Source organism: Tatumella citrea, from assembly GCF_002163585.1.
Classification (GTDB): domain Bacteria; phylum Pseudomonadota; class Gammaproteobacteria; order Enterobacterales; family Enterobacteriaceae; genus Tatumella; species Tatumella citrea.
Genome location: NZ_CP015579.1, coordinates 908,250 through 922,892 on the forward strand (window position 1 = coordinate 908,250; position 14,643 = coordinate 922,892).

A 14,643-nucleotide genomic window follows, 5' to 3' on the forward strand; every position below is an offset into this window, starting at 1 on the left:
CTCCAGGTTTCAACTGGAGGGACTAGGAAATATAAAGTGGAATTTATATCAATTATTGTCACATATCAGCCAGAACCAGGAACTATAAATCTCATCGCAGAATTGTTAGCTCAGAGTTCTCAAGTTATTGTAGTTGATAATGGTAGTGATAATGAGAGAATTAAGAAGTTACAAGAACATTTTTATTCCGAAAATACAGTTTTTTTCATTTTAAATGAATCGAATGTAGGTATAGCGACAGCATTAAATCAAGGTCTTCGTTCAGCTAAGAAAAAAGGATACCAGTGGGCTTTTACTTTTGACCAGGACTCAAGAATAAATGAAAAATTTATTCTTGAAATGATATTAACTAAAGAAAATGTTGATATTATTTCCAAAGATGGAAAAAAGAAAGCTTCAATGATCGGGGCAAATCAAATTGACTGTTCGGATAAAGATAATAGAATTAAATTCATAAAGTTCAGTAATAGCAAATGGAAATATATAATACCAGAAAAAGATTGTGAAGTTTCAATACTTATATCTTCAGGCTGTTATATAAATTTAGATATCTGGGAAAGTCAAGGATGCTTTATGGATAATCTGTTTATAGATCAAGTGGATACAGAGTATTGTATTAGGAGTTTAGTCAATGGGTATAATATATATGTATCTAATAATGCAATGCTATATCATAAATTAGGCGATCAATCAAAAGGATCTTTTCTTGGTAGAGATGTAAGACCAACTAATCATAATGGTATTCGACGCTATTATATGATTAGGAACTCAATATATTTATATAAAAAATATATAAGAGAAAAACCAATTTGGGTGATTTTCGATATCAATAATAATATAAAAATGTTGATAAAATTAGTTTTATTCGAAGATCAAAGACTGCATAAGTTAAGTCTTATGATGCAAGGTCTAGTAGATGGGATAAAAAACAAAATGGGTAAGATTCCACGCTAGGAGTGAACGATGTTTTACGCCGTAATATGGATATGCTATTTAATTTTAGCATCTCTAGCATTAATAGGTTTGAAAGGGATAACATTAAATAAAAATCAGTATTTGTTACTATCAAGTATAGTGGCAATAACTCTATCCTTGATAGTTTATGAGTTTGGACCTGAGTATTCACCAGATTATGATATGTTTGAAGACTGGTATGGACGCTCTAAATTAGAAGTATTTGGGGAGTCATGGGTATCACTAAAAGATCCAGCATTTTATTTTATGTCTAGATTTTTTAATTGGTTAGGTCTTTCATATGACTATATGAATTTCTTCTTCTGCCTGATATCTATCAGTTCATTAATGTTCTTACTAAGATCTGAAAAGTTTAGACGATATATTTTTGTTATATTACTAGTGTATTATTCTAGATTTTACTTTGTTCATGACTTTACACAGGTCCGATTTTCAGTAGCAATAATACTAAGCACAATAGGTTATTTTTTATTTTCAGAAGATAAATATATAAAAGCTTTTTTGCTGATTATAGTTGCGGCATTGTTCCATATTTCCGCAGTTTTCTGTGTGATACCACTTTTATGTAGATTACTTCCAAGAAAAAGTCTATCAATGAAAATAATACTAGTTTTATTATTGTCATTTATATTTCTTGGTTTGCTAGTTAATCCTGATGTGATAATAAATTTTTTCCAGTCGATTCCAATCGTATACAACAGACTATTACCGTATTTAAATGGGGCATACGGTGTTAAAGCTACAAGGATTATTACCACATACTTTATGTTAAAGTTTGTCATACTTATTCTTGTGTCCACAGTGCTCATTGTTAGAAAAAAAGATTGGGAAAAAGAATATATATATCTTGTCTACACAGTATGTATTTCAATAATTTTAAGTGTGGCATTCAGATCGAATGATGCAATAGCATTAAGATTTGTTGAATACTTTGCGATATTTGATATATTATTTTTCATCGAAAGTTTTTACTTTTTAAATAAAAACTATCTTTATAAGAAAATAGGTATGGATGTATTTGGTTTTGGAACAATACTGCTTTCGATTATTTGGGTATTATCAAGCATTAAATTATTCAAAGGATAGTTAAGATGAAGATGGCATCATTATTTATATTGTACAATCCTGGGGAATCCGAACTGGACAAGATTAAGGGTTATTGTAGAAAGTTCGATACAGTGGAATGGATAATAATTGATAATTCTAAAGAAAAAACAGATTTTTTTGATAATGTTATTGGTTGCAACTACATACATAACAAGAATAAAGGAGGTATTGCTGGAGCTATTGCGAGAGGAATTGAAAATACATCTGATAATATAAGTTATGTATTCACCTTTGATCAGGATTCTGTTGTTCCTGATATATATTTCAATTCGATGGAAGCTTTTATACTAGATAAAAAAGCTAAAATAGTGTGTTCCAATTTTATTGATGTTAATTCAAACACCTATGCAAAGTTTGTTCATTTAAAAAAATTCGGATATGACGTTGTTAATGACTCGGATTTTACAACTTTTGCCATCAGTTCAGGGATGGGGATTTCAAAAGATTTTTGGGATGAGATATCTGGGGTCAATGAAAATTATATTATTGACCATGTTGATACAGAGATTTGTCTGAAAGCTTACGTCAGGAATGAAGTTATATATATTAATTACGAAATCTGTCTAGAACATGCAATAGGAGATAGGCGCGTTTTCAAATTTATGGGAGTGACGCTGAAACCGAACAACCATAACTATATAAGAAAATATTATATAGTAAGGAATGGTACACACTTGTCGTGGAAGTATTTTTTTAAATCACCCGGGTATTTCTACCTAAATGTTTTAAGAATTATACACGAAGTATTATGTACTGTTTTATACGAAGAAGATAAAGCTAGAAAAATAAAATATATGATGCTTGGCTTTTTTCATTCTTGTATAGGTAAACTAGGAAGTATTAAATGAAAAAAACTAATGTTAGCTTTGTTATTTTAACCTGGAATCGCGAAGTTTTTTTAAAAATGTGTTTGCCTGCTTTATATAACGCCATACAAAAAAAAACAGAATGTGAAATAATAATTATGGATAATTGCTCTGATGATGACTCATATAAATTCATGCAAGAGTTTGAAAGAGACTACAAGGATTTTATTGGGATTAAAATATTCAGAAATGAAGTTAATTCAGGGATTAATGCATATAAAAAACTTTTTGCAGAAGCGTCAGGTTCTATTATTATTGAAGTTGATGATGATGTCATTGAGTTTCCTGATGAAGTAGATAATATATTCATTGATTATTTTTCTTGTTTCAAAAGGTTTGGTTTTATTGCATTAGATGTAGTTCAAAATGAATTAACAAATGGGTCTAAACCAGGAAAAGAAAACTATATTGATTGTTATTATCAAGATAAAATAATCCAGAAAGGACCTACCGGGGGATGGTGTGCAGGTTTTAGGCGAAAACACTATATGATGATTAAATGGTTTTTTAATAGATACAACCTTAATTTTAAATTTGGAGAGGATGGATTTATTCAACTAGCCTTTAAATTTTTGGGGTTAAAGTCAGGAATAATAAAAGATATAAAGTGTTTACATGCGTCTGGCCCGATATACTCAAGGATGTATGGTTTAACTGGCAGGGATATAGAGAAATATGAATCTTCAGGGATGGTAAATATGGCTGAAAAATATAAATAAGGTGATTTATTATGCTAACCAGAAGAAACCTCTTAATTTCAGTAATGATATTTTCTCCTGCTGCTTCTTCATCTCTGTGGGAACAGATGAAAATAACCAAAAAAAAAATACTGACCGTTGATGAGTTTAACAATCTTAGTGACGCGAAGGAAGGCGATGTAGTTTTTTTGAATTCATATTCGAAAAATACGGAGCGGGGAGGAGGTTACTTTAAGCTGGTTAGCAGTAAAAACAAAAAAATTGATAATGGCATTACATTTGAAAGTAACTTCAAGGATTATGTTTGGTGCCGGATTGGAGTTGTAGACTATATAACTCCGGAATGGTTTGGGTGTTTAGGTGATGGAGAAACTGATGATGGACCTGCGTTTAACCGCTGTTTATCATCGTTGAAACCTGGAAATAAACTGGTTTTACGGAAAAATGCTACATATTTCAATGGATTAAAAAATAACGATTCAAAATGGATAATTGAAGTAAATGATATTGAAATTATCTCTGATAATAGTACTTTAAGAAGGCGTGGAACCTATGGCAGTACATATGAATATCTATATGGTAATCTCTCTACGTTAGAAATAAGAGGAAGTAATTTGAAATTCCACGGCTCTATTATCATAGATGGAGGTGAGGATGATTATTTTCTTGTAGATAAAAAAAATAATTCTATCTCTAATTTGAAATTTTCCAGAGGGTCAACCTCTTCTCATGCGTTATATATAGAATCTGCAAAGGATATTATGTTTAACGGCATGGTTCATTGTAAAAATGCAGTGTTTCCGTGTTATATAAATAAATCATGTAATATTTATTTGAATGGTGAGTTTGTTAATTCAGGCCAAGTGTTCCCTGTAAGGGGGAACGATCTGCAGTTGGGATCTTGTATTAAGATTTCAGCGTCCAACAATGTTACTGTTAATGCTAAATGTAAAATGTCTGCATATTCAGGCTGTGAGATTGAGCCACGTTCAACTAATGTTAATATTAATTTAATAACGGAGAACTGTTTTTTCTATGGAGTTATTATTCATGATCATTCCAGCAAAATAAATTTAAGCCTAAAGTCTGACAGAAATATAAAAGGTGCTGGACTGAGGGTTAGCGATGGAAGTAAGTCCATAAAAGGTGATATATATGTTTCAAATTCTGGGCACGCAGTAATTATATCATCTTTTGATAAAGACATTTGCGAAGATGTTGTTTTAAATGTTTATCCTACCAACATTTCAGGTGATATAATTCAGGCTTTCAATACTAAGATTTCACAAAGAGCACTTGAAAGTTCTGATATCAAAGTTTTCTATACTGAGAGAAGGGGGTCTATTCCGATCATGCCAAAAAAAAGTAATGAACCTCAGATTCAATATTTTATTAAATGACTTTTTGTCTAAGTGGTATTTTGAGATGAGTAAAGACGAAGTTTTAGAGTATGGTGTTTCAGTAATAATCCCTATTAGAAATAGTTCAGGTTATATATCTAAAACAATTGAAAGTGTAATTTCATCGTCTACATCCATTCCTTATGAAATTATTCTTATTGATGATTTTTCAAACGATATTGATCTAACGAAAGAAATTGTAACTAAATACGAGAATGTGATCCTTTTGCAGAAGAACGAAAAATCTAATGCTTCTGTTTCGAGAAACATTGGAATCTCGAAATCAAAGTATAGATTTGTATTCTTACTCGATTCAGATGACTTGTTTGAACCTAAATATATCGCTGATAGAATAAAATTTATGAATAGAAATCAATCCGGTATTTATTTTGGACCATTTAAGGACTATCATAATGAAGCTGATTACAACATAGTTACATTCTCCGGTGAAATAAATGATTTGAGAGATTTTATTTTTCTAGAGCATGGGGATTTTAGAAGTTCGACTATATCTATCGATAAGAAAAATTATTTGGGTACACTCTTTGATCCATTGCAAGATAAACATCAAGATTGGGGTTTTGCAATAAGATGTGACGATGCTGGTGAGTTGATTTGTTATGATACTGATAATCCTCAAGTATGTATATGTAAAGACAGACACATGCAAATGAGTCGCACGATGAATGTTTCCGCTAGTAAGTATTTTATCAATACATATCTTGAATCTGAAAAGTATATAATTTCGTTCATAAGGAAACATCTGTTATTATGTGTTCTAATTAAAGACTTCAATGCTTACTTTTTCTTCAAAGAACAAACTGCTTTTATTAATATACTTAATAATAATTTTTTTTATAGGTTTTTGGATGTGTTAATAACATGTGATTTTATTAGGTTAAAAACCCCGAATCTTATTAGGTTGCTTACTTTATTTTATATTAAATTCACAATTTTAATAAAGGGTAAGTGATTATGGTTATTTTTAAAAAAATATTAACATTCCTTAGTATAATTAAAGAACTTGCTTGTCCTGTAACTTCAATTGAAAAAAAAACTTTCTCATTCAGCCAAAATAAAACTTCGGTGCCATCAGACATTCCCCGTATCATATGGTTATATTGGGGGTCTGGTAGGGATGATACTCTTGTTGATTTATGTATTAAAAACATAAAGACAAAGTGTAATAAGTATCAAGTTAACTTTTTGGATGAAAATAATTATTCAAGTTTCATAAAAAAAATCGATTTTCCACCAAATATTTTAGCTGCCCACAAATCAGACCTTATTAGACTCAATTTGTTAAAGAAATATGGCGGTATTTGGGTCGATGCAACTTCTTTTTTATTTGATGATTTTGACTGGGTGATTAATAGCTGCTCAGCTGATGATGTGTTTGTCTGCTACTCAGACGATTGCACTACTGATTTTAATCAACCGATAGTTGAAAATTGGCTGATTGCGAGCCCACCGGGGTCTCATTTCATAATTGAATGGTTAAAAGAATTTGAGAAAAGCATTTTTAATGACCAAGGTGATTCATATTACGATGATCTAATAGGAAGTAATATTGTCCAGGGATTACCAGAACTGTCTTACCTTAGATGTTACGTGGCTTGTGCTTTGGTTTTGTCAAAAAGAAAATACAATCTACAAATGGTTAATTCTGGTAGTACAGGCCATTTTCTAAATTACATATTTAAATCTAAATCAATATTTATTGCAATCGCTGTATGTCTCAGTTCCTCTAAATCTATATACCATCCACCTGTTTTGAAATTTACTAGTGGGACAAGATTTTGGGTTCGTATTTTCCTAGAAAAAAAGATTTATTTAAAGCATAGTATTTTAGGTGAAGTCATTTCAGGTGTAGATGAATAAAATTAATTTTGTTAAGTTATTATATTTTAAAATCATTTTAAAGGTGAGGGCGATTATGAAAGTTTTGCTAACCGGAGCTAAAGGACAATTAGGTAAGTGTTTCACAGATATTAGAAAAGAAAATGTACTTTTAATCCCTCTTGATTCGAAATCTCTTGATATTTGTGATAGAGAAAAAGTCATATCATTAGTAGAACAATATAAACCTGATGTTATTATCAATTGTGCTGCCTATACTTCTGTTGATAGAGCTGAAGTTGAGAGTCAACAGGCTGTAAATGTCAATAGTTTTGGGCCAGCAAATCTTGCAATAGCCGCCAAAAATATTGGTTCTAAATTAATTCACATTTCTACTGATTATGTTTTTGATGGTTACAAATCGGAACCATATGTTGAAACTGACCTTGTTAATCCTAGAAGTGTTTATGGAAAAACAAAATTAGCCGGTGAATTATTAATTCAAAGTATTTTTCCAGAATCAGTTATTCTCCGGACTTCCTGGGTATTCAGTGAACACGGTAATAACTTCCTAAAAACGATGCTTCGTATAGGTCGAGATAAAAATGAAATAAATGTAGTTTCTGACCAGCTTGGATGCCCAACTTATGCAGGTGATATTGCAAATGCCGTATATAATATGATCGATTGTGATGCATCAGGTGGGATCTATCATTTTTGTGGTGGAGAAAAGATTTCTTGGGCTGGCTTTTCGGAGTATATCTTCCAGTGTGCATTTCAAATGGGTTATATTCAGATAAAGCCAAAGGTGAACTTTATCACTACTTCCGAGTTTCCGACCTTGGCTGCCCGCCCATCATTTTCAGTAATGTCTACTTCAAAAATATCACATTTTACACCACCATCTGACTGGAAAAAGGCAGTCATGAAAGTCATAAGTTTAATCAATTGAGTTAAAATATCCTTCATTAATTTATTATTTAGGCATTACGATGTTAATTGTTAATATTACTACTATTTCATCAAGACTTGATTTATGTGCAGCAACTTTATTTTCTTTAGTTTTACAAAGTAAAAAGCCAGATAAGATAATCGTGTGGGTCTCAAAAGACAAATATCTGTCTGATGATGGAATTAACAATGTTCCTGAGTGGTTAGATAAACTCAATATTTTTGCTGATATTATTGAGTTTAAGTTTACTCGAAATACTGGCCCTTATAGAAAAATAATGCCTATACTAATGGAATGTAATGATAACGACATTCTAGTGTATGCCGACGACGATGTTATTTATGGACGAGAGTGGTTGAGTGAATTGTATTCTCATTTTTGTGAATTTTCGGGTGAGTATGTTGTTGCTTCAAGAATACGGAAAATGAGAAGAAATATATTTGGTCACTTAAGAAGTTATAATGATTTCCCTCTCGTTGCCGATTCTGAAATTTTATATAAAGATTTTATAATTACTGGTGTCGGTGGTTGTATGTTATCCAGGAAGCATATATTAAGCAAGTTCGTCTTTACCGATGATTATTTAAGTTTAGCACCTAAGGCTGATGATATATGGCTAAGCATTTCTATGCAACTTAGTGGTGCCAAAGTTTTACCATGTTTGAAAGCTTACTCACAAGTTCAACAGATTGAACATGACAATTTTGCCCTTAGTAGTTTCAACACACTCTTTAAAAGAAATACTAAATGGAACGCTCTAATCAGTAAAGTGAGAAATAAAGTATTAGGCTACCTTGGTTATTCATTAACCATGAATGATAAAACATTAAAGTTAGTTATTTCAAGCTTGAAGAATAAGTGATACAAATGAGACTATTAAATAATGTAAAATGGGTATCAATTTCTCAATTAGTTAAAATTTCTAGCCAAATGCTTGGGATTTTTGTTTTTTCCAGATTTCTTTCTCCTTCTGAAATCGGACTTATGTCCATGGCTACCGTTGTTGTGAATTTTACTAACATAATTAGAGATCTTGGTTCTTCTGCGGCAATCATTCAAAGAGAAGAAGTAACTGAAGAGTTGAAAAGATCAGTTCTTGGGTTAAATTTTATTTTTGGTTCTCTGATTTGTATCTGTATAATTATATTCTCGCATACTATTTCCATTTTTTTTAACGAATTAAGACTCGTTCCCATTTTAATTATTATTGCTTTCACTTTTCCTATAAATAGTATAACTTCTATTCATTTGGCATTATTAGAGAGGGAGTCGAAATTTCAAAAAATTGGCCTGGTTGAAATTGTCTCCTCTTTGGTTTCGTTATTCACAGCCATCATTCTATGTATCTCAGGTTTTGGTGTCTACAGCTTAGTTGTTCAAGTAGTTTTATATTCAATTCTTAGCGCTTTTGGTTTTGTTGTATCCTCTCAATGGAAGAGCGCTATTAGTTTTAATTTTTTTGCTGTAAAAGAGTTGTTATCTTTTACTTCTGGGCTTGTCGCATTTAATTTCATTAATTATTTTTCCAGGAATGCGGATCAAATTATTATTGGGAGATTTTCTAATGCATCCACTCTAGGGCAATATTCTCTTTCTTACAGGTTAATGCTCTTCCCTGTGCAGAACATTACATTTGTTTTGACACGCTCACTTTATCCTATCCTTAGTCGATTACAAAATGATAAAAATGCTGCTTTTAACTCGTATATGCAAGTTGTCAAAGCCATTTCTATATTAACTCCGCCTTTGATGTTAGGTTTATCTTCTGTAAGCGTCGAATTTGTTCGTTTTTTCTTTGGTCCTAAATGGGATATGGTTCCAGGATTGATCTTTTGGCTTGCCCCTGTGGCTATTATGCAATCTTTTGTAAGTACTACAGGGTCAGTTTTTATGGCCAATGGAAAAACTAATGTTCTTGTGTCAATAAGTATTTATAACGCTATTCTTCAAGTTGGTGCTTTTATTATTGGTGGTTTCTTTGGTGTTTTTTGGCTAGTCAAACTTTATTTTATTGCTAATGTTTTGATGTTTTTTCCTAACATGTATCTGGCAGTAAAAATGTTACATGGCAGTTTTGTTAAGTTTTTATCTGTAATTATAATTCCAATTTGTTGTGCCTTGATAATGTATATCATAGTGCTATTTTCGAAAATTCATTTCTTATCAGGTGTAGGTGAGGTGGTTAACCTTGTTGCCTCTATTTTACTGGGGGTTGTGGTATATTCATTATTAATTGTCTTGGTTGAACGAAAGTGGGTAATGAGTTCTTTAAAGTTTAAACGATAATTAACAATGGCTAGTTGGATTAAATCAACTCTAAAGTTAACCTTTATATTTATGTATATAAATCATGACCTTTGCTTGTCTTCTTCTTGATTTCTTATAACTTCATCTGTCGGCTTCCAAGTACTGGTTATAATTATTTTTGGTGTTCTGCTAAAAGCATCTGTAATACTGCAGGTGCTGTGTTGCACCTCATCTCCTCTAAAGTTATCTATTAAACACTTCCCTGAAGTTTGGATTCTCTGTACATTACCCCCCCCAGTATTTAAAAGATATTATATATATTCAGAAGCAAATAATATGTTATGTTAGTATGCTGCAATGTATTAATCTATTAAGTCCCTCATTATACCAGTATTATTACCAGAAATAGTATAGGAAAACTTTTGTAGTATCGTCTTCATCCTATTTTTTTTGATATGTAATTATTGTTTTTCTGCATTAGATATTCCATCGATGTTTCTTTATTTATTCGTTGATAGGTGTTAATCATGATTCCTAATAGAGATTTGCCATTAGTTATACATACTTCATTAATAATATTAAATTTTAAACATAAAGTTTTATCAAGACATCCTGTGGCCAAACGTTTTATAAATCCATTCTTAATCTTTTGATTAGTAGTATGATAGTTGAGAAATATCCTGAGACTGCTACTGATAATCATTTTTTACTATAAATAATGTGAAGTCGACTAATTTAATAATTTAAACCGACCACTCTTGTTTTTCTGGAATTAGTTTGTAAACCTGAGCTATAGACCCGTAACTGAGTTTACCCTGACAATGTTCACTGTATCAGCAAATATTACCATTCCTCTCTCAGCACACATCTTTATAAGCTTTAGTAAAAAAACATTAATGTGATAATGATTGTCATTTACATCTGTTTTTGTTGGCTTTAGGTTGCCTGCGGGGCTGGCGCATGGTGTACCAGCCGAGAGCTAACTGTCAGGAGCGGTAAGCAGAATGAAATCTTCAAAGTTACTAATCAGTGTGGCGCTGGGATCAGTAATGTTTTCAGGGGCGGTTTTTGCCAAAGAGTATCCGATTGGCGGGCCTGTCGAACATGAGGGTATGCAGATTGCTTCCTCTTATCTGCTAAACATTGAGACCAGCCCGTCGCCACAATCGATGGTGATGGGGAAAGATGTGATCCATCTCGAAACTGATGTCCATGCGACTAAAGGTAATCAATGGGGCTTTTCTGAAGGTGAATGGATCCCTTATCTATCGGTCGATTATGTGGTTCAGAAGCAGGGGGATAGTAACTTCCTGGAATTTGGTCAGTTGTTACCTATGTCAGCGGATGACGGAGCTCATTACGCCCACAGTGTTAAAATGGCCGGTGCCGGTACCTATAAAGTTACTCTGAAATACAATGCCCCTGATGAGGCGGGCTATGCCCGGCACATCGATAAAGCCACCGGTATTCCACAGTGGTTTGCGCCATTCACCGAAACCTTCACCTTTCATTATCCACAGTAACTGTTTTCAGGCCTGTCTGTGCGGGCAGGCCGCTAATCAGTCATCCGCAATTCCTCAGAACCACTTTCCCGTCTTATCTGGTTGGCTTTGTCTGGTTCTCTTCCTGAGTATTTTTATCCTGCACCGTTCCCCGTTTTTCCGCTGTAACCTTTCAAATATTCAGTCACTATTTTTCCCTGTAATCATTACCCGCTGTCCGGATACATTTTCCCTGTGCCTGATGTAAAGACGTAACTAAACACCGTCGCCGGTTTTATTTTAGCGTCAGGTTTTTTTCAGATTATTTCCCACTGTTTTCGGGGTGCTCTGCTTTTGCAAATAGTGCCCTGATGGTATTTATTTAATAAATATTTGCGCCAGATCTCATGTTTGTTGGTTAGCGTTGGTTTACTACCGGTTTACGGTAATTAATGTTTTATATTTTGACCGGAGTCCAAACGGGCAGATGCAACAAGGAACAGTGATGAATAAATTAATTAATACCATTCAGCATTATGACTGGGGCAGTAAAACTGCATTAACTGAGTTATACGGTATTGATAATCCTGAAAATCTGCCGATGGCCGAATTATGGATGGGGGCGCATCCGGATGCCAGTTCGCAGATTTTTGTGGCCGGTAAACCCGTCAGTCTGGCGGAGCTGATTAGCCAACAACCGCAGCAATTGCTCGGCGAAAGCGTGGCCCGCCGCTTTGGCGGGTTGCCTTTTTTATTCAAAGTATTATGTGCGGGCGGTCCTCTGTCAGTACAGGTGCATCCTGATAAACAGGCCGCTGAACAGGGTTATGCTCGCGAGAACCAGGCAGGTATCCCGTTAAGTTCACCACTGCGTAACTATAAAGATAACAACCATAAACCCGAGCTGGTGTTTGCCCTGACTCCGTTCAGAGCAATGAATGGTTTTCGGCCGCCGGAACAGATTGCCGGATTGCTGGAACCGCTTACCGAAGCACATCCGCAAATTTCTGCCTTTATCGCTCAGCCGGATACGGCGGGGCTAAAAGCTCTGTTTGCTGCCTTACTCTCATTGCAGGGCAGTGAGGCGGAATTGGCATTGCAAAGGCTGGCTGAAGTCAGTGCTCACTTGCCGGGAGACCCCTGGCAGACGGTACGCAGCCTGCAACATTCCTACCCGGCAGATATGGGGCAGTTTATGCCATTGTTGCTTAACGTGGTGGTATTGCAGCCGGGTCAGGCGATGTTTCTGTATGCTAAAACACCGCATGCTTATTTGCAGGGGAGCGGGCTGGAGATTATGGCTAACTCCAATAATGTTCTGCGTGCCGGGCTGACTCCTAAGCATATCGATATTCCTGAACTGCTGAAAAATGTTGAATTTGTGAGTTGTCCTGAGGAACAGCTGCTGACCCGGCCAGTTATTTCACAGAATGAAATTAGTTTTCCGGTACCGGTCGATGATTTTAGTTTTGCTATCCATCAGCTGCAGCCCGCGCCACAGGCGCTGTCCTGGCCCGGACCTCGTATCATTTTCTGTCTGGAAGGCACTGCCCGTTGTCAGTGCTCTGGCCAGGAACTGACCCTGCAGCCCGGGGAATCTGCATTTATTCCGGCAACGGAAGGCCCTTTACTGGTGAGTGGCCAGGGCCGGCTTGCCGGAGCCTGCTGCGAAGTTCACTAAATTATTTATGCTGGCGGCAGAGATAACTCTGCCTGCCTGTTTTTATTGATATCCGGAACCCCGTTCTCATTTTTTGATTCTGCTAAAAGACATCTCTTTATAAATCATTATTATAAATATATTCGCTTCGCTGCTGTTAACTCAGTAACAGGATCTGAACTCTGGTTATTTTTCTTTAACCGGTTTGTTATAAATACTTCACTTTGTCGAAATGTATTACTTTTAATAATGTCAGGTATCAGACAAGGTCTATTTATTCCCTCAATTTACTGCGCTTCATCACATAATTTATTTTTTTTAGAGCATAAAATAACTCTGTCAATGAATACACTTTCCTGACACCTGCGTGGCTTTTCTATCATAACAATGACAGGTGCGGGACCTTTGAGAAAGATGTAGTTCAACGGGAGGTAGCAAGTGACTATTGCTATTGTGATTGGTACTCATGGTTGGGCAGCTGAACAACTACTGAAGACCACAGAAATGCTTTTAGGCGAACAGGGAAACGTCGGCTGGATTGACTTTGTTCCCGGTGAGAATGCTGACACGTTAATTGAAAAATATACTGCGAGGTTAACTGAGCTCGATACCAGTGAGGGAGTACTGTTCCTGGTGGATACCTGGGGAGGCAGCCCGTTTAATGCGGCCAGCCGCATTGTGGTGGATAAAGAGAATTACGAAGTGATTGCCGGGGTTAACGTGCCAATGCTGGTCGAAACCTTTATGGCAAGAGATGATAACCCGACCTTTGCCGAACTGGTGGATCTGGCACTGGAAACCGGCCGTGAAGGGGTGCGCGCCCTGAAACATCAGCCAGAAGAAGCGACTGCCCCTGTGGCCGCGCCTCAGGCAGTGAAACCTGCCGTTGCAGCACCGGTGAAACCGATGTCCGCCAGTGATTATATGACCATAGGTCTGGCACGTATCGATGACCGTCTGATCCATGGTCAGGTAGCGACCCGCTGGACCAAAGAAACCAATGTTTCGCGCATTATTGTGGTCAGCGATGAAGTGGCTGCTGATCAGGTGCGTAAAACATTGCTGACCCAGGTAGCTCCTCCCGGAGTGACTGCCCATGTCGTTGATATCGCCAAGATGCTGCGGGTTTATAACAACCCTAAATATGCCGGTCAGCGGGTCATGCTGCTGTTTACCAATCCAACGGATGTTGAACGACTGGTGGATGGGGGAGTAAAAATCACCAGCGTGAATATCGGGGGTATGGCATTCCGTCAGGGTAAAACCCAGGTGAATAATGCAGTTTCTGTGGATGAGAAAGATATTGAGGCGTTCAAAAAACTTAATGCCAGGGGCATTGAGCTGGAAGTGCGGAAGGTCTCAACTGATCAGAAACTAAAAATGATGGATCTTATCGGCAAAGTGAGCCAGTAACCCCT

Annotated in this window: 13 protein-coding genes; all 13 read left to right on the forward strand. The window is 35.4% G+C overall.

Going from position 1 to position 14,643, the window contains the following annotated elements:
* Window positions 1–36 precede the first annotated feature (36 nt).
* The 13 genes from A7K98_RS04325 (at window position 37) to manX (ending at window position 14,638) form a co-directional block, all read left to right on the forward strand.
* Entirely contained in the window at window positions 37–954 is a 918-nt protein-coding gene (locus A7K98_RS04325; RefSeq protein WP_087487467.1) for a glycosyltransferase family 2 protein, read from the forward strand.
* Between the two features lie 9 nt (window positions 955–963).
* Window positions 964–2,061 (forward strand): EpsG family protein, encoded by a 1,098-nt coding sequence (locus A7K98_RS04330; protein WP_087487468.1) that lies wholly within the window; start codon window positions 964–966, stop codon window positions 2,059–2,061.
* Window positions 2,062–2,066: 5 nt separating this feature from the next.
* Complete coding sequence (locus A7K98_RS04335) at window positions 2,067–2,930, forward strand: glycosyltransferase (RefSeq protein WP_087487469.1); 864 nt, start codon at window positions 2,067–2,069, stop codon at window positions 2,928–2,930.
* Window positions 2,927–3,667 (forward strand): glycosyltransferase, encoded by a 741-nt coding sequence (locus A7K98_RS04340; protein ID WP_087487470.1) that lies wholly within the window; start codon window positions 2,927–2,929, stop codon window positions 3,665–3,667. The genes A7K98_RS04335 and A7K98_RS04340 overlap by 4 nt, the downstream gene beginning before the upstream one ends.
* 11 nt (window positions 3,668–3,678) lie before the next feature.
* Window positions 3,679–5,046 (forward strand): hypothetical protein, encoded by a 1,368-nt coding sequence (locus tag A7K98_RS04345; RefSeq protein WP_157665852.1) that lies wholly within the window; start codon window positions 3,679–3,681, stop codon window positions 5,044–5,046.
* A gap of 25 nt (window positions 5,047–5,071) precedes the next feature.
* Entirely contained in the window at window positions 5,072–6,019 is a 948-nt protein-coding gene (locus tag A7K98_RS04350; RefSeq protein WP_157665854.1) for a glycosyltransferase family 2 protein, read from the forward strand.
* 2 nt (window positions 6,020–6,021) lie between these two features.
* Window positions 6,022–6,927: a glycosyltransferase family 32 protein gene (locus tag A7K98_RS04355; protein WP_087487473.1), complete on the forward strand. Its 906-nt coding sequence runs from the start codon at window positions 6,022–6,024 to the stop codon at window positions 6,925–6,927.
* Entirely contained in the window at window positions 6,920–7,837 is a 918-nt protein-coding gene (rfbD, locus tag A7K98_RS04360) for a dTDP-4-dehydrorhamnose reductase (protein WP_232461592.1), read from the forward strand. The genes A7K98_RS04355 and rfbD overlap by 8 nt, the downstream gene beginning before the upstream one ends.
* A 40-nt stretch (window positions 7,838–7,877) precedes the next feature.
* Window positions 7,878–8,699, forward strand: coding sequence for a glycosyltransferase family protein (locus A7K98_RS04365; RefSeq protein ID WP_087487474.1), 822 nt, complete (start codon window positions 7,878–7,880; stop codon window positions 8,697–8,699).
* 5 nt (window positions 8,700–8,704) lie between these two features.
* The gene (locus A7K98_RS04370; protein WP_087490358.1) at window positions 8,705–10,123 is read left to right on the forward strand and encodes a lipopolysaccharide biosynthesis protein; all 1,419 of its coding nucleotides are present in this window, start codon (window positions 8,705–8,707) and stop codon (window positions 10,121–10,123) included.
* A 965-nt stretch (window positions 10,124–11,088) separates the two neighbouring features.
* A complete protein-coding gene (locus tag A7K98_RS04375; protein ID WP_087487475.1) occupies window positions 11,089–11,607 on the forward strand; it encodes an iron transporter in 519 nt (172 codons plus the stop codon).
* 463 nt (window positions 11,608–12,070) lie between these two features.
* Window positions 12,071–13,246: a mannose-6-phosphate isomerase gene (manA, locus tag A7K98_RS04380; RefSeq protein ID WP_087487476.1), complete on the forward strand. Its 1,176-nt coding sequence runs from the start codon at window positions 12,071–12,073 to the stop codon at window positions 13,244–13,246.
* Window positions 13,247–13,663: 417 nt separating this feature from the next.
* A complete protein-coding gene (gene manX / locus A7K98_RS04385; RefSeq protein ID WP_087487477.1) occupies window positions 13,664–14,638 on the forward strand; it encodes a PTS mannose transporter subunit IIAB in 975 nt (324 codons plus the stop codon).
* Window positions 14,639–14,643 lie beyond the last annotated feature (5 nt).